We start from the raw sequence: 20249 nt of genomic DNA, 5'->3' as shown, positions 1-20249 counted from the left end.
GTTCTTTCCCGGCCCGGACCGGCGTTGACTTTCAGGTATGAGCAACGAGATCGCCTTGCCCGAGGTTCAGGAGTTCATCGCGGGATTCTGGTATCACTACGACCAGGGCCACTTCAACGAGGTGGATGTCCGCCTCGGCGACGAAGTGGACTACCTGAGCCGGTCCGACTCGGGTAACTGCCCGTTCGAGCATCTGCTGGCCGCCGAATTGCACGGCAAGGCCGAAACTCTCGCCTGGTTGATTCAGCACCGCAACGAGAATCCCTATCCGTGCCGTCATCACGCCACCAACCTCTTCCGTACGGGTAGCAACGGCGAGGTCACCACTGTGCGGTTCTATCTGTTCGTCAACCAGATCACGAACAACATCCCGTTCGCGGTCTCCAGCGGTGTCGTTGACGCAGGCATCCGTCGCGAGGCCGGCAGGTTGGTGTTCACCTCGCTGACGGTCGTGCTCGACGCCGAGGACTCGGTTCCCTTCGCAGAACACACCGCAAAGGCAGCGGCCGCAAGCTCACAGCCGGCGTGAGCGCATCGGAGGTCTTCGGCGGCGGCGTCGCCGTCATCACCGGCGCGGGCGCCGGAATCGGTGCCGGCCTGGCCCGCCACGCCAGCCGCCTGGGCATGACCGTGGTGTTGGCCGACATCGACGCGGCGGCTGTGGCGGCACTCCGCGACGAGCTCACCGCGACAGGCGGATCGGCGATCGACGCGGTCTGCGACGTGCGTGACGCCGACGCTGTCCAAGCGCTGGCCGATGACGTCTACCGCGATCTGGGCAGCGTCCGATTGTTGGTCAACAACGCCGGTGTCGAACAGTTCGGCTATCTCTGGGACACCCCGCTCACCAACTGGAAGCGGGTGGTGGACATCAATGTCAGCGGCGTTTTTCACGGCATCCGGGCGTTCCTGCCGAAGATGATGGCGACCGACGAGCCGGCATGGGTATGGAACCTCTCCTCGATCGGTGGGGTTGCGGTGGTGCCGTTGCAGGCGCCCTACATCATGAGCAAGCATGCGGTGCTGGCGCTGACCGAGTGCCTGCATCTGGAGGTCCAGTCCGCCGGCCACGACCACCATCTGCACGTACAGGCGGTGCTGCCCGGCGCGGTGGTGTCCAACATCTTCGAGTCCGCGGGCAGTGTGCAATCCGGTGACACCAGCGCCGCCGAGGCACAGCGGAGCGCCATGCTGGACATCAAGGCGGAGGCGATGGACCCACTGGCCGCCGCGGAAGCCGTCTTCGAACAGGCCGCCCAGGGCCGGTTCTACCTACTGACTCAACCTGACTACGTCGGCTCGGCAATGGCGGAGCGGGCCCGCGTGTTGACCACCCAAGAGGCGCCGCGGTTGCGTACCGAACGGCGTTTCGATCCAGGCTGGGACTGAACATGCGCCTGCCACAACTCGATTCGGATGCCGCCGAGCGCATCGCATCCTTCGGTGACATAGCCCCGATGCGTACCCGGGGCTTGGCCGCGGTGCGCGCGGGGCTCGAGGCAGCACCACACCCTGACATGCCGTCGATGGCCGGCATCGAGGACTTGACGGCACCCGGCCCGGCAGGACCGGTTCCGCTGCGCCTCTACCGGCCCACCACCGAGCCGCACCCGCCGGTGGTGGTGTACTTCCACGGCGGCGGCCTGGTGATGGGAAGCAATCACTCGTTCGAACCCCTCGCGCGCGAGCTCGCCCAGGCCTCCGGTGCGGTGGTGGTCGCCGTCGAGTACCGGCTGGCACCAGAGTCGCCACCGCCGGCTCAGTTCGACGATGCCTACGCCGCCACCGAATGGGTTGCCGCCCAGGCTGACACCCTCGGTCTCGATGGCGGCCGCGTCGCGGTCGTGGGCGACAGCGCCGGCGGTTCGCTGGCCGCCGCCGTCGCGCTGGCGGCTCGCGACCACCGCGGGCCCAGAATCTGCGCGCAGGTGTTGCTCTACCCGGGCCTGGACAGAGACATGGGCGCAGCCTCGATCACCTCGATGCCGGATGCGCCCATGCTGCGCCACGACGACATCCTGTACATGCACGAATTGGCCGATCGCGGAGCCGGGTCACCTCATGATCCCTACCAAATCCCGGCCTATGCAGCCGATCTGGCCGGTCTGCCGCCGGCCGTCGTGGTCACCGCAGAGTGCGACCCGATTCGGGACTGGGGGGAACGCTACGCGGGCCGGCTGCGCGAGGCCGGTGTGCAGACGACGATTACTCGCTATCCCGGCATGTATCACGGATTTATGATGCGGTCCGACACCACGGCGCGCGGGCGGTTGGCCGTTGCGGAAATCGGCGCATTGCTGCGCACCAAATTCACCCACCTCGTCAGCGAATCTCCCGATCAACGGACGCCGATCACGCCATCCGAGCGGGCCTTGCCCACAATCGAATACCTCACCACCGAAGGAGAGCACCATGCTGACTGATGAGCAGCGTCTGGAACTATCGGACATTCTGCGCCCGGTGGCCCCGCCACGCGAGATCAGCGACGTCTACACCGCGGATCAGCGGCAGCGCCTGCTCGACGTCGTCCACCGTGAGGGTCCGTGGAAACTCATCATCGCTCAGCACTTCGCCTCAGCCGACGAATTGATGGCCACGATGAGCGGTGCGTTTCCCGAGGGGTTCACCCCGTCGCTGGACCTGTTCCTCACTCCGACATTCCGCGGCTATCTGGCCAACTACGGCACCGTCCTGTACCCCGAGCTGCACGACTGCTTCTACAACGCCGACTTCATCGAGCACGCAAAGAAATACTGGAATGCCCAGTACGCCAAGCCAGAGATGATGCTGTTCAACATCAACGGGCCGTGCGCCAACCGCGACCCCGGGCATCTGGACTCACCCAGCTTCCGCGGCGTGCGCCATGAGAACGCCCCGACCTGGTTGTGCAGCGTGATGGGCAAGTCAGGTCTGTTCACCGACTATCTGATCAAGATGGCGCAGGTCATCACCTGGTTTTCCCTCGATGAGAGCTCGGGCTTCACCTACTGGCCCGACGGTCCCCTCAAACCACCCGCGCGGGTCCTACCACCCATCAACAACCGTGGCGTCGTCGTGCAGAACGAGATGATGGTGCATCGCGGTGAGGCCAACGGCCCACTGGATCAACAGATTCCGCCCGGTCTGGCGTTCGACACCGTCTTCAGCGGTGATCCCGCCGATCGCGATCAGTGGCTGCTGAAGAACGGCGAGGATGTCATCGCCCGTCACCACACCGGCGAGTTGCGCTTCCTCGTGCACTGGTCGGCGGAAGTCTTCAGCGACCTCGACGAACTACGCAAGAACATGGACGGCACCGACGACATCACGATCGAGCGTGCGATCGGCATGATGGTCGACGATCTGAAGGGCAAAGGCATCACGCTCGACGTGCCGGGCGAGCCGTTGCACGATGCGCAGTTCATCGGGGCCCTCAACGCCGCCTACGACCTCGGCGGACCGACGAGTTACCCGGATGACGCGCCGGTGAGCGCCTTTGAGTTCGCATAATCGAACGCGTGGATTCAGATTTCCTGACGCAGTTGCGTGATGAACGTGCCATCGAGCGGGCGCTGATACTGTTCGCACGCGCTATGGACGACCGCGATTGGACGACGATGGCGGAGATTCTCGCCGACGACGCGCAAGGCGATTTCGGCACCGGACGGTTGGTGGGTGCTCCAGCCATCATCGGGTTGATACGTGGGTACCTCGACAACTGTGGCGCGACCCAGCACCTGCTCGGCAACGTCCTCGTCGACGTCCAAGGAGATAGCGCCGTCAGTCGCGCGTACATCCGTGATGTGCACCTCGACTCGGCCAACACGCCGACCACGCGCTTCTATACGATCGGCGATTACCGGGACACTTGGCGCCGCCGCCCGGATGGATCCTGGTGCCTGGCCGAGCGAGTCAAAACCAACCGTGGATACGTCGGAACACTCGACGTGTTCGACAACTGAGCCCAGGCCTATTCCTTGACCGTCACATCCATCAGTGGGATTCGCGTCATAGCCGTTGCGCGCGGGTCCGGTGCAGCCTCGGCGGCCGCGTGGTTCTCTTCGCCACGGGTGTAGGTCCACACACAGAACGGCTCCCCCTGCGCGAACTTGAAGTCCTTGGGTGGCAGATTGATTGCGAGGTTGCAGCCGGGAAAGAACGGAGCCGAGATGCGCTGCTCGAACGTGCAATTCATCCACGCCCGAGCTGGCGGGTAAAGCCCCTCGTCGGTGTACTTCTGCAGCACTTCACATCTGCGCATGTTCAGTACCACGTGGTCAGGGTTGTAGACGATGTACTCGCCGCCGTAACCCAGCGTGCCATCGATGCTCAGTACCGCCAGCTTGAGGAAATCCACGACGTGGACCGGGTCGATCTTGAAAACTTCCGCAAGCTTCGGGTACTGGTAGTCGATGATCAGCTGGTACATGTCCGGCAGGCCGAGCCAGACCTCCTCCTCGGGGATGATCTTCGTCCACTGATCGATGAAGTAGTTGTGCCCCTTGAGGTATTGGTCCCAGTAGGTCTTGATGAGCCGTATCAATGCCGGCTTGGTCAAGTCCTCAGTCTGCACATCGAACGGGATGGCCTGATACTGTGCGTCTTTCCAGTCCCAGCCGGGCGGTGCGATGAACCGCCCCATCGGCATGACCTGTCGCATACCCGCCCGCGAGACCTCGGCAGCCACATCCATGGCGGCGTTGATGCCCACCTTCTCGGAGTAAATCCTGACGTGGGCATATGGCATGAAGTTCAGGACGTCCTCGAAGACGCGGGCGAGGCCGAGGAGGAAGTCACGCGAGAAGTCCTGGATGTTGCCGACTTTCCCCATGAAATCATGGGTGTAGTCGTCGTAGTTCAGTTCCTCGGCGTCGACCCCGGACTCGGGTGGTGCTGTATTCGCATCGGCTCGTTCGGTAGCGGTCGACATCGCTTCTCCTTCGGGGGCTGTCGCATAGGCGGCGGTGAGCCTGACGAACGCGTGTCGCGTCGCTGGCCACTTGGCTGTGTCAGATTCCGCCTCTGTGGCAGAATCTGACTTAAATGCTAGCCACGCGGGGACCTGAGTCAGCCTCAGTTCCCGATGACCGGGAGATCGCGGCGGCGCAGTGAGGACCGGCGATGCTCGCGGTAGCTACGATCGATACGCGCAAGGAGAGGCGACCGTGAGCGGAGAACGCAGGCCAGCGACGCTCACCGAGCGACGAGCAGAGGCACTGCGCTTGGACATCGCCTTGGCGGCCCGCGACATCTTCCTGGCTGACGGTTCGACATCAGCCACGGTGGAACGCATTTGCGACGCCGTCGGGATCGCGCCGCGCACGTTTCACCGACACTTTCCGGTCAAGGAAGACGTCATCCTGCCGCTGTTCCGCCAGTTCGGTGCGCTCAGCCTGGACGTGCTCGCCGATGCCGACACTGACGGTGACGCGGTCGACGTCCTCGTCGAGGCATTCAGTACCGAGGTGCCCCGACGCGGGCAGGTCGATGTCGACAGGTCCTTCATGGCACTGGTACTGGCCACCCCGGGATACCGTCTGCGCTGGCTGGATTGGGGTCACGACTTCGCCGGACCCGTCACCGACTTCCTCGACGCCCGGTTCAACCTCGGGCACGATCCTTTTACCCGAGAGTTACCGGCGCAGTTGGTGATCCAAGCCTGCCGACACGCCTACGTCTATTGGGTCGAACACGGCGACTTCAATGATCTGCGCGCTGCCCTGCGCACCGCGATGCAAATGATCGTCGGAGCGCTCTCGCCGCTGCCGTAAAGCGCGGGCTCATACCGCGTCGTCGACAACTCTCAGCGTGCCGGCGCGCACAGCATCGACAATCGATCCGCTGAGCGCAGAACACGCCAGAAACAGGCCACGCCCGCTCTCACCGGCTAATTGGATCGCAGTGCAACGCTCTTCGCATCGATCCAAAGCGGGGCCGGTCCATTGCACGCTGGTCTGATTCCAGCTGCTCTTACGCACCTGCACGCCGGCCCCACAGCGCCGACAGTCGATGGGGACCATCGGGGCGTCGTCGAGACGATTGTCCGGACGGACACCCATCGTCAACCCGCAGCTCCGCGTGCGGCGATATTGGCCTCCACTTCCTTCATCCAGGCCTCAGTCGGCCGAGTGGTGTCGAGCTCGAATTCGAAGCGGTCCACCATGTCCGGCGTGACATCGGCGACGTCGACATAGAACTGCTCGTACCAACGCCGTAGTTGGTACACCGGCCCGTCCTCTTCGACCAGCAGCGGGTTGTCGATCCGAGTCTTGTTGCGCCAGATCTCGACATCTTGTTCGAAGCCCATCTTGACGAAGTCCCCCAGTCCTATCGCCGTTTGCATGGCGAGGTCGTCGGGCAGCTGCGCCGACTTCTTCACGATGATTCCGTATTGCAGGACAAAGGAATTGGCGTCGATGGGATAGTGGCAGTTGATCAGGACGGTGTGGTGGTCGACATCTGTGTAGTGATACGTCAAATCGTCGATCATGAACGACGGGCCGTGATACGACGCCACCGACGTCGTCCCCAGCATCTGAGTCTCGCCAGGCTCCCCGATATCGGGACGGCCCGCGCTGTTCATGTACTGCGTCGCGACGTGGCCCTCGAAGATGTTCTTGAAATGCGTGGGCAGCGATCCGTGGATGTAGAAGAAGTGCGCCATGTCGACGACGTTGTCGATGATCTCCCGGCAGTTCGTGTGCACCACAGTGGTGTACCAATGCCAATCGGTCCAGTCGTCGCTGTCGGCGCCCTCGATGCGGGGGATGGTCACGTCCGCCGGCGGCGCCTTGCGTTCAGGGTCATTCCAGACGAACAGCATGCCGTCCTGCTGCAGGGTCGGCCACGATGCGGTGCGCGCCAACCGCGGGGTGCGCTTGCTGTAGGGCACCAGCTTGCACCTGCCGTCCCCGCCCCACCGCCAGTCGTGGAACGGGCACGCGATCTCGTTGCCCTTCACCGTCCCCTGAGACAGGTCACCACCCATATGACGGCAGTACCCGTCGAGTACGTTGACGGCGCCGTCCTGACCACGGAACACCACGAGCTTCTGACCGAAGGCGTTGACCTGACGAGGCTTGCCGTCGTCGAAATCGCGAATCAACCCCAGGCAGTGCCATCCGCGGGCGAACCGGGTGGGCACCGAGCCGGTCTCGATCAACCGAATCTCGTCGGCCTCGGCGTGCGTCGTCATCGTGCTCCGTCCTTCGTTCCTGATTCGCGGCTGATGCCACCATTGAACGTCGCGGAGGTGCTGCGCAGAGGTCTGCGTTCCGCTCATAGGGAGGCGGGATCCGAAATTTCACCGTCCGGCTCTATCGTCAGTAATTGTGACCGCTACCAGCCATAACACCGTCCCGGCCGGCCTGGCCATCGCCGACATCGAGGTGGATCTGCTCGTCGTCGGGTCCGGGACGGGCCTGGCCGCCGCACTGGCCGGCCACGAGCAGGGGTTGTCGGTCCTGGTCGTCGAGAAGTCGTCACACGTGGGCGGTTCAACGGCCCGGTCCGGCGGTGCCCTGTGGCTACCGTCCAGCCGGGTGATCGAGGAATGCGGCGGTGTCGACTCCGCGCCTCGGGCACAGACCTACCTCGACGCTGTCGTCGCCGGCTCGGCGCCGCGGGAGCGGTCGGCAGCGTTTCTGAAGCGGCTACCCGCGACCATCGACATGCTGCGCCGCACCACGCCGATGAAGTTGTTCTGGGCCAAGGAGTACTCCGACTACCACCCCGAAGCACCGGGTGGCTCGGCCGCCGGGCGCACCTGTGAATGCCGCCCACTCGACACCGCCAAGCTGGGCGAGCACTTGCCCGATCTGCGCCCCGGGGTGATGGAGGCGACGATCCCGATGCCGACCACCGGTGCGGATTACCGCTGGATGAACCTCATGAGCCGGGTGCCCCGCAAAGGACTTCCCACCATCGCCAAGCGTCTCGCACAGGGCGTCGGTGGCCTTGCGCTCGGGAGGCGCTACGCGGCCGGCGGACAGGCCCTGGCCGCCGGCCTGTTCGCCGGCGCCATCCGCGCGGGGATCCCGATCTGGCTCGACACGTCGCTCACCGAACTGGTGACCGACGGCGCCGACATCACCGGCGCGATCGTGGAACACGGCGGTAAGACTGTCACCATCACGGCGCGGCGTGGCGTCGTGCTCGCCGCCGGCGGCTTCGACCACAACATGGAGATGCGCTGGAAGTTCCAATCCGAAAGCCTCGGCCGCAATCTCAGTCTGGGCGCCGAGTCGAATACCGGCGACGCGATCCGAATCGCTGCAGACATCGGAGCTGACACCGCGCTCATGGACCAATCGTGGTGGTTCCCCGCCGTCGCGCCCCTGCCCGGGGGAGCCCCCGCGGTGATGCTCGCCGAGCGGTCACTGCCCGGGTCGTTCATCGTCGACCAGAACGGCCACCGGTTCGCCAACGAATCGTCCGACTACATGAGCTTCGGGCAGCGCATTCTGGCGCTCCAAGCAGCCGGGACCCCGGTGGAGGACATGTGGATCGTCTTCGACCAGCGTTACCGCAACAGCTATGTCTTTGCGGCCGAACTCTTTCCGCGGATGCCTATCCCCCAGCGCTGGTACGAGGCCGGAATAGCGGTTAGGGCGAACGATTTCACGGCGCTGGCCGCCCAAATGGGAGTTCCCGCCGACAACTTCCATGCGACGGTGTCTCGCTTCAACGAACATGCGTTCGCCGGTGAGGATCCGGATTTCGAGCGGGGTCGAAGCGCATACGACCGCTACTACGGCGATCCCACCGTCACGCCCAACCCGAACTTGCGGCCGCTGACCAAGGGGCCGTTCTACGCGGTGAAGATGGTGCTGAGTGATCTCGGAACGTGCGGGGGTCTACGCGCCGATGACCAAGCCCGGGTACTCCGCGAGGACGGAACCGTCATCAATGGGCTGTACGCGATCGGCAACACCGCCGCCAACGCGTTCGGAGACACGTATCCCGGCGCGGGAGCCACCATCGCTCAGGGATTGGTGTTCGGCTACATTGCCGCCCATCACGCTGCCGGCAGGGCGTGACCGGCTGCGGTGTCACTCGCCGTCCTCGGCGTCGGCTTTCCGCTCGATCTCATACCAATAAGCCGGATCCGGCCACGGAATCTTCCCGCCCTCACCGACTTTCGGGAAGTTGGCCTCTGCCTCGTCGAGATCTTTGATCAGTTTGAGGGTCAATTCGCGCTCGGACGAGTAGTAACGGTCCGCCCAGTCCAGTGCGATCTTGGCGTACGCCCACGACGGATCCGCGGCGGCCCACCGTGCTTCCTTGGCGGCGTCGCGTTGCATCTCGTCGATGTAGGCGATGTGTTCTTGGAGCATCTGTTTGAGTGAGGCTGGATCACTCAGGTGGCCCAAGGTCACCCTCAAGATCGCTGGATGTTTGAGCGACGGCGGTTCCACCGGAGCTTCGCGCGCCCACCGGGTCACCGCTTCCATACCGGACTCGGTGATCTTGTACAGGCGCCGATTGCGCGGGCCGTCTCCGTCCACGCGTGAGGTGAGCAGACCCAACTTCTCGAGCTTCTTCAGCTCGGAGTAGATCTGGCTGAACGCCGGGCTGCCGTAGTAATACCGCATGCTCCAGTCGATCCACTTGCGGATGTCGTAACCGGACAATTCCGTCTCGTACGAGAGCATCCCGAGCAGCGCCCACGCGGTCGCGGACAGCGACGGCTGCGCTGCAGACTCGGGTTCGGACACGGCATAAGGGTATCAACCCAGGTCACACGGTTGTGAGCTCATCAACCACTGGCCGGGAGAACGTGTTGCACCACCATCCCCCGGGGCGAAAGGTATGGGGGTGTCCACCCAGCACGACGACGATGTACCCGAGGCGCTTTACACGTCTCTGACCGACTCGGTTCGCAGGCTGGTCGATATGACCATCCGCAGTGAGGTCGACTCGCATCGCCTCGCCTCGGCGAAGGCCTTCGTCGATGCGGCGGCCGACGAACTCAGCGAAACCGTGACGCCGGGATCGTTCGGTGTCCAACAAGGTCCCGACGGACGTCCGCTCGCGTGGGGTAATGCGGTCATCGGACTCCGCAACGCGCTGGCTCCGCCACTCGTCGTGCACCATGAATCCGACGGCAGTGTGTGGGCGGACGTGACGCTGGGCGCGGCGTACGAAGGACCGCCGGGTCACGTGCACGGCGGGATCTGCGCCCTGCTTCTCGATCACGTACTCGGCGCAACCGCGCATAAGCCCGGCCAGCCGGCAGTGACCGGAACGCTCACCCTGCGTTATGAGTTGGGAACCCGGCTGGGACCGCTGCGGGCGCAGGCTCACGTCGACCGGGTGGAGGGATCGAAGATCTACGCCGTGGGCCACCTGTCGACCGCGGACGGCATCACGGTCCGTGCCGACGGCGTCTTCATCCACCCGCGCACCGCAAGACCCTGAGGCTGGCGCAGGCTCCGTTGACCGGGAGTCGATGTTGCTTCCTTGAGCGTCACCGATCACAGTGGGTCCCAGCGACAAAGGAGGCCGATGACTGCGCAGGACACCTCGTTCGACGAGACCGTCGACGTCATTGTCGCCGGCTCCGGCGGCGGCATCACCGGCGCGTACACGGCTGCCCGCGAGGGCTTGTCGGTGGTCCTGGTGGAGTCGACCGACAAGTTCGGCGGCACCACCGCGTATTCGGGTGGCGGAGGCATGTGGTTTCCGTGCAACCCGGTGCTGCGACGTGCGGGCAGCGACGACACGATCGACAAGGCGCTGAACTACTTTCACGCTGTCATCGGCGACCGCACCCCGCGCGATCTGCAGGAGACTTACATCCGGCGCGGACCCGGTCTCATCGAATACCTCGAGGCTGACCCCGAGCACTTCACTTTCAGCGTGCTGCCGTGGCCGGACTACTTCGGTAAGGCGCCGGACTCCCGCGGTGACGGGTTACGCCACATCGTGGCGGCCCCGATTCGAGGGGAGAAGCTCGGCCCCTACGCCGGTTTCGTGCGTGGGCCCCTCGACCACGACCGCCTCGGCGCACCCGCTCCCGACAAGCTCTTCGGCGGTCGCGCGCTGATCGGCCGGTTCCTCGGAGCATTGGCGGGCTACCCCGACGCGACGCTGTATCGCAACGCGCAGCTGACCGACCTGATCACCGATGAGCGCGGCCGGGTGGTCGGTGCCGTCGTACAGCGCGACGGCGAGGCGGTGCGGATCGGCGCCCGGCGCGGAGTGCTGCTGGCCGCAGGCGGATTCGAGCACAACCCGGAGCTACGACAGTCGTACGGCGTGCCCGGTCAATCCCGTGACACCATGGGTGGGCCCGGCAGCACCGGCGCGGCGCTGCAGGCCGCGATCCGGATCGGCGCAGCCACCGACCTGATGGACCAAGCGTGGTGGTCACCGGGCCTGACCCATCCGGACGGCCGTTCGGCGTTCGCGCTGTGGTTCACCGGCGGCATCTTCGTCAATCAGGCCGGACAGCGGTTCGTCAATGAATCCTCGGCGTACGACCGGATCGGCCGGGAGATCATCGACGAGATGCAGGCCGGCCGCCTCGAGGTCCCGTTCTGGATGGTCTACGACAACCGCGAAGGGGAGGTACCACCGGTCAAGGCGACCAACGTCTCGATGGTGGACACCGAAAGCTATCGGGCTGCCGGATTATGGCGCAGCGCAAGCACTCTGGCCGAACTGGCCGAGTTGCTCGGGATGCCGGCAACGGCGTTGGAAAAGACAGTTGCCCGCTACAACGAGATGGTCGCCGCCGGTTCGGACACCGATTTCGGTCGCGGCGACGAGGCATACGACCGCGCGTTCTCCGGCGGTGAGTCTCCGCTGGTGCCGATCGACACGCCCCCGTTCCACGCGGCGGCGTTCGGTCTGTCCGATCTCGGCACCAAGGGCGGCCTGCGCACCGACCCCCGGGCTCGGGTGCTCGACGAATCCGGCCGGCCGATCCCCGGCCTGTACGCGGCGGGCAACACGATGGCCGCGGTCAGCGGGACAACCTACCCCGGCGGCGGGAATCCGATCGGTGCGTCGATGTTGTTCAGCTATCTGGCCGCGCTCGACATGGCAGGCGACGTCAGGTCAGCTTGACCAACTTGAACGGCATGTTGATGAACAGCGCAAGACTGCGCCCGCAGGCCCCCGGCTGGCCGGTGGTCGAGTCCTGGCCGACCAATGTGTTGGAGGTCGGGTCGGTCTGGTCACCGCCGGGCGAGGACCCGTGAAACCGGATCACCTGTAGCCCAGGGACCGTGGTGCCGTCCTGGCACGGCATCCAGTCCTCGATGACGCGTTTGACGCGCCAGTCCCCGCCGGTCTGATAGATCGGTGCCGTCCAACCCGCGTCGCTGCTGACGGTGCCGGTGCACTCGGTGGGATAGCTGCACGTCGACGAGATCGTCCAGATGCTGCGTACGCTGCGTTCGTCGTGGAAGACGTCGTTGCTGGTGGCCCACTCACCGTTGGACGTCGCCTGGTATGTGCCGTTGAGCGCCCACTTCTCGTTGGCGGACGCGGTGGCCGGATTCAGCACACCGGCGAACACCGCTGCGGTCAGCGCCCCGACGCTGATCAACGTTCGTGACGTACGCATATGGCCACTCCCCTCACCTGTGCTCATGTCGTCGGCAGCAGATCCTTCCACGACATGTTCCCGTTCGCGTTCGCCAGGCTGGTCTGTTGACCCACATGGCCGTCCGGCGTCGCGTAATGCCCTGTCGCGGGATCGTAGGTGGCGATCGCCACCGACGGGCCAGCGGCCGAACCCGGCGTGAAAGCGCTCGGCGCGACCGCGGGCCCGCCCCCCTGGTCGGTGGGCGCGATATCGGGAACACCATATGGCTTGAGGGTGGCCGGTTCGGGCGGTATCGGTGTTCCGGCGGGCGCCGGGATCGGCCCCGGCGGCAACGGCGTGCCCTGCAGCGGTCCGTAAATGTGGTCCTGGAACGTGGTCCGGTCGTCGGGCGGAATGCCCTGGGCAATCAGGTTCGGGTCAATCGGGGAAGGCCCGGTGGCATGCTGCCGCATGGCCAGCGGCTCGAACGGCTTGTCGCTGTCGCAGATCTCGACGGTGGGTGCGCGCTTGCCGGGAACATCCTGGCACGGATAGTTGCGGGCGCCGCGGACGGCGATCGGCGAATCCTGTGGCAGCTTGCAGTAGAGACCGTCCGGTGTGTCGATGACCGAGGTGTCCTCCGGCGAGCGCCACTGGGACGGCGGCAGGAAGCCCACGGTGCACGCCGGCGGGTCGCTGATCGTCAGCGTGAAGTCGCCCAGCGTCATACCGGTCGGGTTGTTCAACGGTGAGCCGACTGCCTGGATCGAGCCGACGTACGGCGGGAGCAGCACCAGCAGCTGTTCGAGACCCTTGTTGTAGGTCACGCCGATCTGCCCTACCGTCTGGAGGCTGGCCAACAGGATCGGCAGCGTCGGCTTCACCTGGGTGAAGAGCGCGGAGGCTTCATCGGCGGCGCCCGGACCGTTGGCCAGGATGCCGCGCCACTGCGGGTCGTTGGTGTTCAGCTGCTCGGTGATCCCGGCCAGGCTGTGCGCCCACGTGCGGATCGAGTCGGCCGACGCCAGCTGGCCGTCCAACAGCGGGCGGCTGTCCTCGACCAGGGTGCGGGTCTGATCGGCGGTGGCGTTGAAATCGGCGGCGAGCCGTGATGCGGAGTCGTTCAACGTGGTGAGGTCGTCACCCGCTCCGTTGAGGGCCTGGTAGGTGCTGTTCAGCAGATCCGGGATCCGTTGGGTGGGAATGCTCTTCAGCAGCGCGTTCGTCTGGTCCAGCACCGGGCCGACCGCCTGCGGGACGGTGGTGTCTTTGACCGGGATCACCGAGCCGTCCTGGAGGTACGGCCCGGAATCGGTGTGCGGCACCAGATCCACGTACTGCTCACCCACGGCCGACACGCTGAGCACCCGAGCCTGCAGGTCGGCAGGCACCTTCGGATCGCTGGCCAGCGACAGCGTGGCCACGGCCCCGGTTCGCGTCGGCACCACCTCGGTGACCTTGCCCAGCTGCACGCCACGGTAGGTCACGTTCGAAAATTGGTAGAGACCACCGGTTCTCGGCAGTTCGAGCTTGACCGTGATGCGGCCGATGCCCAGCAGAGTGGGGGCCTGCATGTACACCACCACCATGACGCCGATACCGACGATCGACGCAATGGTGAAGATGATGAGCTGATTCCGGACAAAACGCGTCAGCATCAGTTACCCCCGTCCTCTGGCGCTGCCCCCGGTGCCGGTCCGGGCAACGGACCGGTGGCCGGACCTGGCAACGGACCGGTACCCACTCCCGGGGCCGACTGCGTCGCGTTCGTCAACGACGCCTGCCCGGGCACAGGCGCGGGACCGGGACCGAACTCCTGCGACACGTCGGCCACCTGGGCGGGTGGCGGTGCGGGGCTGAACGGAGCGTTCAGCGGATCGTAGGTATAGGTTGCATACCACGGATCACCGGGTGCGGGAACGAGTTTGGCGTTCTCATCGCCCCAGCGGGTGCCGAGCATCAGGGTCTTCTTCAAGCGCGGCACGGTCAGGTCGAAGATGATGAACTGGTTCAGATAGTCACCGCGGATCGCCCGGTCGATGACCTGCTGGGTGTACGGGAACGTCGGGAAGTACGCCAGCGCGGTGTCCAGTTTCGGGCCTACGTCGGCCAGAGACTTCAGCGTCGGCTCCAGGTTCTGCAGGTTGCGCACCAGGTCGGCCTTGGTGTCGTTGACCAGACCGGTGGCCAGGTTGGAGAAATCCCGGAACTTCTCCAGGGCCGTCACGATGCGGGGACGCTCCTTGACCAGAACGTCGAGGGCAGGCGGAATCCGGTTCAGCGCGTCGGTGAGAACTTGCTGCTGACCGGCGAACGTACCGGCCAGCCGGTTCAGCGAATTCACCGCCTCGTTGATGCTGTCGCGCTGGGTGGCCAGCAGGCCGACGAAATCGTTGAGCCGCGTGAGCAAGTCACGAATCTGGTCGGTCCTGCCGTTCAGTGCGGCACTGAACTCGTGGATGATGTCGCCGATCTGGCCCAGTCCGCCGCCGTTCACGACCACCGAGAGCGCCGAGAGCGTCTGCTCGGTCGACGGATAGGTCGACGAGCGGTTGAGGCCGAGGGTGGCACCGGGTTGCAGGGCGCCACTCGGTGCCTGGCCCAGCGGCGGGTTGAGCGCCAGGTGCATCGATCCCAACAGGCTGGTCTGGCCCACCGACGCGACCGCGTTCGCGGGGATCACTGTGCCGGGCCGGACCGATACCTCGACGTCGGCGTGCCAGTCGCTGACGGTCATGTCGCCCACACTGCCGACCACGACGTCACCGACCATCACCGGTGAATTCGATTCCAGCTGGCCGACATTGGCGATCTCGACGTGGTAGGTGGTCGACCCCTTGCCATGGCCGACCGTTCCCGGCAGCGGCAGGGAGTTCAGACCACCGAAACTGCAGCCGGTCGCCGTGACCGCGACACATGACGCGGTGATCACCAAGCGCCGCACCGAACCTCTGGTCATGATGGCGGATTCCCTTCGGCGGCAGCCGGAGCCGGAGGTGGTGGCGCTGCCTCGGCCGGCAGCAGCATGCCCTGCAGGTTCGACGGCGGCTGCGCGGCGGGTCCGACGGGAACGCCCGGCGGGACCGGTGCACCGGGGAACAGGGCGGGCGACGGATCGGCGGGCAACCCGTTGGGTGCGTACGCCCCGTGATACGTATTCGGCGGTCCGCCCCAGCCTGCCGGTCCCGGCACGTCGCCGTTGTATCCGGTGTACGCCGATACGGCAGGCGGAATCTCATAGCCCGGCGGGGTCCCGCCGGAGCCGCCCGGGGCCAGCCCGGGCTCGCTGTAGATCAGCTTGTCCGGGCTGGTGGACTTGCCCAGGTAGGCGTTGAACGGGAACGGCAGATAGTTGAAGTTGAGCAATCGCAGGGCCGGCCCGAGGTATTGCGCGCACAACTTCCCGGTCTCCGGCGCGGTGGCGTTCTGCACAGCGCCGATCGCCGAGCAGATGACCTGCAGCGGGTTGGAGAAGTTGGCCAGCGCGAATCCGCCCATCGCGCTTTGGGAATCGGGGTTGTAGATGTTGTAGGCGTTACCGAGCGCATTGGGCGCCACGTGAATCAGGTTCTCGACGACCAGCTTGTTGTCGGCCAGGTTCTTCGTGACGCTGCTCAGCCGCTGGATCTGTTCGGCGGTTTGGTTGCGCGTGCCTGCGATGAACCGCTGGACGTCGACGACGGCGCTGGACAGGTTGGTCAGCGCTCCGTCGAGGTCGGACCGGCTGCCGTCGACCACACTCGACAGTGAGGCCAACCGATCCTGGAACTGGACGATCTGAGTGTTGCTGTCGCGCAACGCCGTGACGAAGATCTGCAGGTTCTTGATGGTGTCGACGATGTTGCCGCTGCCGTCGGCCAGCACCTTGCTGACCCCCGACAACTGCTTGATGGTGTCCCGCAGCTTCTCACCGTTGCCGTCGAGCGCATTGGCCGCGCTGTCGATGAAGCGACCGACCGAGGTGCTCTGCCCTTCACTGGCCGGGCCGAGATCGGTGGCCAGACGCATGAGCTCGGTCTTGATCTGGTCCCACTCGACCGGGATCGCGGTGCGGTCCAATCCGATCACCGCGCCGTCGGCCATCTTCGGGCCCTTGTCCTCATAGGGCGGGGTCAGCTGAACGTAGCGGGCACCCACCAGGTTCTGCGCGACGATCACCGCCTCGGCGTTCGCCGGGATCGGAACGTCGCGGTCTACCGCCATTACGATCTTGGCCTTGGTCCCCTGGGCTTCGATCGAGTCGATGGTGCCGACCTTCACCCCGGCGACCCGCACCTCGTCACCGGCGTAGATCGCGGTGGCGCTGGTGAAATATGCGGTGATCGTGTTGGGCTTGAAGAACGCCTGGCGGATCAGCAGCGCGATCCCGCCGACGATCAACACCGCCAGTACCGCGGACACGACGACTGTCAGCCGCCTGCGAGACTTCATGGCTGCCCCCATCGCTCATAAGGCTGCGGTATTCCGTTGTACGGGAACGGGATCTCCGCACGCGGTCCGGCGTTGTCGGACGGCTGCCCCGCATCGGTGCCGCGCCGGAAGCCCAGCGCGTAGTCGAAGAAGGGCTGCAGTGTCTGCGCCGGGTTCAGGTTGGCGACGAAGGCGTTGTAGTAGAAGCCCCCGTTGACCGCTTCGGCCTGGGTCAGCTGGAACTTGGCCAGACCCTTCATGGCCGCGGTGATGTTGGCGTTGTTCTTCTCCAGCATCGCGGTCACCGAATTGAGCTTCTCCAGGGCCGGTGCCAGTTCTTTCTCGTTGTCCGCCACGATCCCGCTGAGCTGCTTCGACAGCGCAGAGGTGCTAGCGAGCAGGTTGGCGATCGCGTAGCGGCGCTGCGACAGAACACCGATCAGATCGTTGGCGTTGAGCAGCAGGGTGTTCACCTGCGCGCTGCGCTGCGAGAGGATCCCGGTGACGTTCGCCGCACTCTTGAGCAGGTTGCCCAGGGATTCGTTGCGCTCGTTGATCATCCGCGACAGCTTGCTGATCCCGTCGAACGTCGGGCCCAACTGCGGGCTGATCCGATCCAGGGTGTCAGACAGCGTGTCCAGCGAGTGGTTGATCGCCGCGGTATCGGTGTCCGCGGTATTGGCTGCAAAATCGGACAGCGACTGGGTCAGCGAGTAGGGCGACCCGGTGCGGGACACGGGAATCACGTCGTCCGAATGAAGCGATCCCTTGCCGTTGGACTCCAATGTCAAAATCCGTTGTCCCAGAAGCGTTCCGGTGCGGATGTGCGCTTCGGTGTCGGAGCCGAGCCGAACCGAGCCCTTGACCATGAACGTCACCAGCGCCTTGCCGTGCTGCAGAGACACGTCCGAGACCGAGCCGACCTTGACCCCGGACACCTTGACGTCATTGCCGGGCTGCAGGCCACCGGCTTCGGTGAACAACGCCTGATGCCGGATCGAGGTGGCAAGCGACGCCAGCCGATCGGGCTGCAGCCCGATGGTGATGACGAGCACGATCAGGACGAGGCCGATAAAGCCCGCCTTGATCAGCGAGGACCCACGATATTTGAGCATTAGGGCTCCGCGCACCTTCCAGTGTGTTGGATGATCCAGGGGAAGTAGGCGGTGCGGCCCTGCAGGTCGCTGACACGCAGCGACAAGCCACACAGGTACTGGTTGATCCAGCTGCCGTAGGACCCGAGTCGCACCACCTTGCGGTAATTCGCCGGCGCCTTCTGGATCGAGATGTCGAGCAGCTCCTTGTCCTGATCGAGCAGCGGCGCCAGCCGGCCGAGCTGGTCGATGGTGCCGTTCAGGGGTGCACGCGACTGGTTGAGCAGGTCGGTCAGCGACGCGGTGCCGTTGTCCAGTGCGGTGATCGAATCACCGATCGGGTCCTTGTCCCCGGCCAGTTCGGTGACCAGCTTCTGCAGCTTGTCGACGGCGCCGGAGAACTTGTCGCCGTCCTTGCTGATGGTGGTGATCACCGTGTTGAGGTTGTCGATCAGCTGCTGCACGGTCTGGCCGTTGTCGGCCAGCGAGCTGGTAAACGACTGCGTCTTGGAGAACAGCGAATCGATGTTGCCGTCCTGACCCTGGAGGATCTGGATCAGTGAGTTGGTGAGCGCGTTGACGTCCTGCGGATTCAGGCCCTGAACAACAGGTTTGAGCCCACCCAAGAGCAAGTCGAGGTCAAGAGCCGGCTCGGTGCGGTCGAGCGGGATCCGGCTGCCCGGCGGCTGGATCTTCGCCGATCCGGGACTGTCGACAAGCTCGAGGTAGCGGTCCCCGACCAGGTTGAGGTAGCGCACCGTCGCTTTGGTGCCGGACGTCAGCACGATCTTGCGGTCGGCATCAAAGTCGACGACCACCTTGTTGTCGGGTTGCAGCGCGACGTCAGTGACGGTGCCGACGCGAACACCGGCCACCCGCACCGAATCTCCGGACTTCAGGCTCGAGGCGTCGGCGAACAGCGCCGAGTAGCTGTTGTCCGAACCGGACCGGTACCGGCCGAAGATCGCGAACAGCGACGCGGTCAGCAGGATCATCACGACGCCGAAGATGCCGACCTTGAGAAGCGTCTTCCACAACGCCGTCATCCCGGTTGTCCGATCTGTGCGGAGTTGCGCGGCGGGCCGTCCAGCGGGCCGAACAGCGCCTGCTTGAGTGCATCGGAGTTCAGCAGGATGCCCTGATTGCCGTACTGCGCCGGGTTCGCACCGATATCGGTGACGACAAACGGCGGACTGGTCTCGAACGGCACCTTGGGCATGTCGGTGCACTGCGGACCACCGGTTGCCGCGACCTTCGGCAGGTTGGCCGGGTAGCGGTACCGCTCACGACCGAGGAAGAACGACTGCAGCAGAACGGCACCGGGCAACGGCAGGCCCGGACCGGTGGCCAGCGGAACCAGGCCGCCGATACCGCACGTCAGCGCCTGGTTGTACTTGTTGAGCAGGTCGGTGGTGGGAACGAGCAGGTGCACCACATTGGCCAGCGGCTCGCGGTTCTCGCCGAGCACCTCGGTTCCGATGTCCGCCAGACCGATGGCGCTCACCAGCAGGGTGTCCAGATTCTGCTCCTGGTCGACGATCGTGTCGCTGATCTTCGCCGAGTTCTTGACCGTGTCCAGCAGATCGCCGGACGCGTCACCGTAGGCGTCGAACACCTTGGGCGCAACCGCCAATTCATGGTTCAGCGTGTCCAGGCTGGGATTGATCTTGGCCAGCGCGCTGTCGAGATCGACGAGGGTCTGACCGAACTGGTTGCCGCGGCCGTTCACCGACTTTGAGATTGCGCCCAACGTCTGGTTGAGCTTGGCGGGCTCGATCTGCGAGAGCACTGAAACCAACTGCTGGAACACGGTGTTGATCTCGACGGTGACGTGCTTACCGCTGATCACCTGCCCGGCCTGGATCGACTTCGCCGACGGATCCTGCGGCGGGTTCAGCTCGACGTACTTCGAGCCGAACACCGTCGAGGAGGTGATGTCGGCGCTGACGTTAGCCGGAATGTCGTTGACCCGCGCGGGATTGATCGCCAGATGCAGCGCCGCTGTGCCGTCGGGCAGCAAATCGATGGACGAAACCTTGCCGACCGGGGCACCGTTGAGCTTGACCTTGGCATCCGGATACATCACCAGACCGGCACGCTGCGAGATCACGGTCACCGGAACGGTTTTCGTGAAGCTGTCCTGGAACAACCCCACCGCCAGCGCGATGATCGCGGCAATGATCACCACGGTCGCCAAACCGGCGATCGGGCGCGCGATACCTGATTTCATC

20 protein-coding genes are annotated in these 20249 nt (G+C 65.0%); 9 read left to right on the top strand and 11 right to left on the bottom strand.

Translation table 11 applies throughout. The annotated features are described in order from the left end of the window. The first annotated feature begins 37 nt into the window (after nt 1–37). From AB431_RS15130 to AB431_RS15110, 5 genes are read left to right on the top strand one after another with little or no spacing between them, the layout of a single operon-like run. Complete coding sequence (locus AB431_RS15130; RefSeq protein ID WP_047330619.1) at nt 38–529, top strand: hypothetical protein; 492 nt, start codon at nt 38–40, stop codon at nt 527–529. Then, nucleotides 526–1389 carry an SDR family NAD(P)-dependent oxidoreductase gene (locus tag AB431_RS15125; RefSeq protein ID WP_047330618.1) on the top strand — a complete coding sequence of 288 codons (864 nt, stop codon included), beginning with the start codon at nt 526–528 and terminating at the stop codon, nt 1387–1389. Before AB431_RS15130 ends, AB431_RS15125 begins: the two co-directional genes overlap by 4 nt. A gap of 2 nt (nt 1390–1391) precedes the next feature. Beyond that, nucleotides 1392–2423, top strand: a complete 1032-nt coding sequence (locus tag AB431_RS30425; protein ID WP_047330617.1) for an alpha/beta hydrolase — start codon at nt 1392–1394, stop codon at nt 2421–2423. Then, nucleotides 2413–3489: a hypothetical protein gene (locus tag AB431_RS30420; protein WP_047330616.1), complete on the top strand. Its 1077-nt coding sequence runs from the start codon at nt 2413–2415 to the stop codon at nt 3487–3489. Before AB431_RS30425 ends, AB431_RS30420 begins: the two co-directional genes overlap by 11 nt. An 8-nt stretch (nt 3490–3497) precedes the next feature. Further along, nucleotides 3498–3941, top strand: coding sequence for a nuclear transport factor 2 family protein (locus AB431_RS15110; protein ID WP_255353493.1), 444 nt, complete (start codon nt 3498–3500; stop codon nt 3939–3941). A gap of 8 nt (nt 3942–3949) precedes the next feature. On the opposite strand, the gene AB431_RS15105 is transcribed toward AB431_RS15110, so the two are convergent. Continuing rightward, nucleotides 3950–4909 carry a hypothetical protein gene (locus AB431_RS15105; protein ID WP_047330615.1) on the bottom strand — a complete coding sequence of 320 codons (960 nt, stop codon included), beginning with the start codon at nt 4907–4909 and terminating at the stop codon, nt 3950–3952. 235 nt (nt 4910–5144) lie between these two features. Here AB431_RS15105 and AB431_RS15100 point away from each other — a divergent pair, with 235 nt between their 5' ends. Further along, nucleotides 5145–5750: a TetR/AcrR family transcriptional regulator gene (locus AB431_RS15100; RefSeq protein WP_047330614.1), complete on the top strand. Its 606-nt coding sequence runs from the start codon at nt 5145–5147 to the stop codon at nt 5748–5750. Nucleotides 5751–5759: 9 nt separating this feature from the next. Here the strand turns inward: AB431_RS15100 and AB431_RS31230 are convergent, their stop codons facing one another. Both AB431_RS31230 and AB431_RS15090 read right to left on the bottom strand, forming a co-directional pair. Then, on the bottom strand, nt 5760–6038 hold the full coding sequence (locus AB431_RS31230; protein ID WP_047330613.1) for a hypothetical protein: 279 nt from the start codon (nt 6036–6038) through the stop codon (nt 5760–5762). 2 nt (nt 6039–6040) lie between these two features. Next, nucleotides 6041–7174, bottom strand: coding sequence for a Rieske 2Fe-2S domain-containing protein (locus AB431_RS15090; RefSeq protein WP_047330612.1), 1134 nt, complete (start codon nt 7172–7174; stop codon nt 6041–6043). 136 nt (nt 7175–7310) lie between these two features. Here AB431_RS15090 and AB431_RS15085 point away from each other — a divergent pair, with 136 nt between their 5' ends. Then, the gene (locus AB431_RS15085; protein WP_047330611.1) at nt 7311–9017 is read left to right on the top strand and encodes a 3-ketosteroid-delta-1-dehydrogenase; all 1707 of its coding nucleotides are present in this window, start codon (nt 7311–7313) and stop codon (nt 9015–9017) included. 12 nt (nt 9018–9029) lie between these two features. Here the strand turns inward: AB431_RS15085 and AB431_RS15080 are convergent, their stop codons facing one another. Then, on the bottom strand, nt 9030–9695 hold the full coding sequence (locus tag AB431_RS15080) for a helix-turn-helix transcriptional regulator (protein WP_047330610.1): 666 nt from the start codon (nt 9693–9695) through the stop codon (nt 9030–9032). 94 nt (nt 9696–9789) lie between these two features. Between AB431_RS15080 and AB431_RS15075 the strand changes: the two genes are divergently transcribed. Both AB431_RS15075 and AB431_RS15070 read left to right on the top strand, forming a co-directional pair. After that, nucleotides 9790–10398, top strand: a complete 609-nt coding sequence (locus tag AB431_RS15075) for a PaaI family thioesterase (protein WP_047330609.1) — start codon at nt 9790–9792, stop codon at nt 10396–10398. 87 nt (nt 10399–10485) lie between these two features. Next, on the top strand, nt 10486–12051 hold the full coding sequence (locus tag AB431_RS15070; protein ID WP_047330608.1) for an FAD-binding protein: 1566 nt from the start codon (nt 10486–10488) through the stop codon (nt 12049–12051). Here AB431_RS15070 and AB431_RS15065 read toward each other — a convergent pair. The 7 genes from AB431_RS15065 to AB431_RS15035 are packed head-to-tail and all read right to left on the bottom strand — an operon-like array spanning nt 12038 to nt 20248. After that, nucleotides 12038–12553: a hypothetical protein gene (locus tag AB431_RS15065; RefSeq protein WP_047330607.1), complete on the bottom strand. Its 516-nt coding sequence runs from the start codon at nt 12551–12553 to the stop codon at nt 12038–12040. The genes AB431_RS15070 and AB431_RS15065 overlap by 14 nt on opposite strands. Before the next feature lie 23 nt (nt 12554–12576). Then, the gene (locus tag AB431_RS15060; RefSeq protein WP_047330606.1) at nt 12577–14172 is read right to left on the bottom strand and encodes an MCE family protein; all 1596 of its coding nucleotides are present in this window, start codon (nt 14170–14172) and stop codon (nt 12577–12579) included. Beyond that, complete coding sequence (locus AB431_RS15055) at nt 14172–15473, bottom strand: MCE family protein (RefSeq protein WP_047330605.1); 1302 nt, start codon at nt 15471–15473, stop codon at nt 14172–14174. The genes AB431_RS15060 and AB431_RS15055 overlap by 1 nt, the downstream gene beginning before the upstream one ends. Beyond that, entirely contained in the window at nt 15470–16945 is a 1476-nt protein-coding gene (locus AB431_RS15050; RefSeq protein ID WP_082135685.1) for an MCE family protein, read from the bottom strand. The genes AB431_RS15055 and AB431_RS15050 overlap by 4 nt, the downstream gene beginning before the upstream one ends. Then, entirely contained in the window at nt 16942–18039 is a 1098-nt protein-coding gene (locus AB431_RS15045) for an MCE family protein (RefSeq protein WP_047330603.1), read from the bottom strand. Before AB431_RS15045 ends, AB431_RS15050 begins: the two co-directional genes overlap by 4 nt. After that, nucleotides 18039–19064, bottom strand: coding sequence for an MCE family protein (locus AB431_RS15040; protein WP_047330602.1), 1026 nt, complete (start codon nt 19062–19064; stop codon nt 18039–18041). The genes AB431_RS15045 and AB431_RS15040 overlap by 1 nt, the downstream gene beginning before the upstream one ends. Beyond that, nucleotides 19061–20248 (bottom strand): MCE family protein, encoded by a 1188-nt coding sequence (locus AB431_RS15035; RefSeq protein ID WP_047330601.1) that lies wholly within the window; start codon nt 20246–20248, stop codon nt 19061–19063. The genes AB431_RS15040 and AB431_RS15035 overlap by 4 nt, the downstream gene beginning before the upstream one ends. Between the last annotated feature and the right edge of the window lies 1 nt (nt 20249).

The organism is Mycobacterium sp. EPa45 (assembly GCF_001021385.1).
Classification (GTDB): domain Bacteria; phylum Actinomycetota; class Actinomycetes; order Mycobacteriales; family Mycobacteriaceae; genus Mycobacterium.
The sequence above is the reverse complement of the archived record's forward strand: the minus strand, read 5'-3'. Positions and strand labels throughout refer to the sequence as shown.

Bases quoted from the DNA above. Each gene is read 5' to 3' on its own strand.
- AB431_RS15075 (WP_047330609.1), top strand. From the start codon at position 9,790: ATGGGGGTGTCCACCCAGCACGACGACGATGTACCCGAGGCGCTTTAC.
- AB431_RS15065 (WP_047330607.1), bottom strand. From the start codon at position 12,553: ATGCGTACGTCACGAACGTTGATCAGCGTCGGGGCGCTGACCGCAGCG.
- AB431_RS30425 (WP_047330617.1), top strand. From the start codon at position 1,392: ATGCGCCTGCCACAACTCGATTCGGATGCCGCCGAGCGCATCGCATCC.
- AB431_RS31230 (WP_047330613.1), bottom strand. From the start codon at position 6,038: ATGGGTGTCCGTCCGGACAATCGTCTCGACGACGCCCCGATGGTCCCC.
- AB431_RS15045 (WP_047330603.1), bottom strand. From the start codon at position 18,039: ATGCTCAAATATCGTGGGTCCTCGCTGATCAAGGCGGGCTTTATCGGC.
- AB431_RS15060 (WP_047330606.1), bottom strand. From the start codon at position 14,172: ATGCTGACGCGTTTTGTCCGGAATCAGCTCATCATCTTCACCATTGCG.
- AB431_RS15040 (WP_047330602.1), bottom strand. From the start codon at position 19,064: ATGACGGCGTTGTGGAAGACGCTTCTCAAGGTCGGCATCTTCGGCGTC.
- AB431_RS15035 (WP_047330601.1), bottom strand. From the start codon at position 20,248: ATGAAATCAGGTATCGCGCGCCCGATCGCCGGTTTGGCGACCGTGGTG.
- AB431_RS15130 (WP_047330619.1), top strand. From the start codon at position 38: ATGAGCAACGAGATCGCCTTGCCCGAGGTTCAGGAGTTCATCGCGGGA.
- AB431_RS15050 (WP_082135685.1), bottom strand. From the start codon at position 16,945: ATGAAGTCTCGCAGGCGGCTGACAGTCGTCGTGTCCGCGGTACTGGCG.
- AB431_RS15090 (WP_047330612.1), bottom strand. From the start codon at position 7,174: ATGACGACGCACGCCGAGGCCGACGAGATTCGGTTGATCGAGACCGGC.
- AB431_RS15070 (WP_047330608.1), top strand. From the start codon at position 10,486: ATGACTGCGCAGGACACCTCGTTCGACGAGACCGTCGACGTCATTGTC.
- AB431_RS15105 (WP_047330615.1), bottom strand. From the start codon at position 4,909: ATGTCGACCGCTACCGAACGAGCCGATGCGAATACAGCACCACCCGAG.
- AB431_RS15055 (WP_047330605.1), bottom strand. From the start codon at position 15,473: ATGACCAGAGGTTCGGTGCGGCGCTTGGTGATCACCGCGTCATGTGTC.
- AB431_RS30420 (WP_047330616.1), top strand. From the start codon at position 2,413: ATGCTGACTGATGAGCAGCGTCTGGAACTATCGGACATTCTGCGCCCG.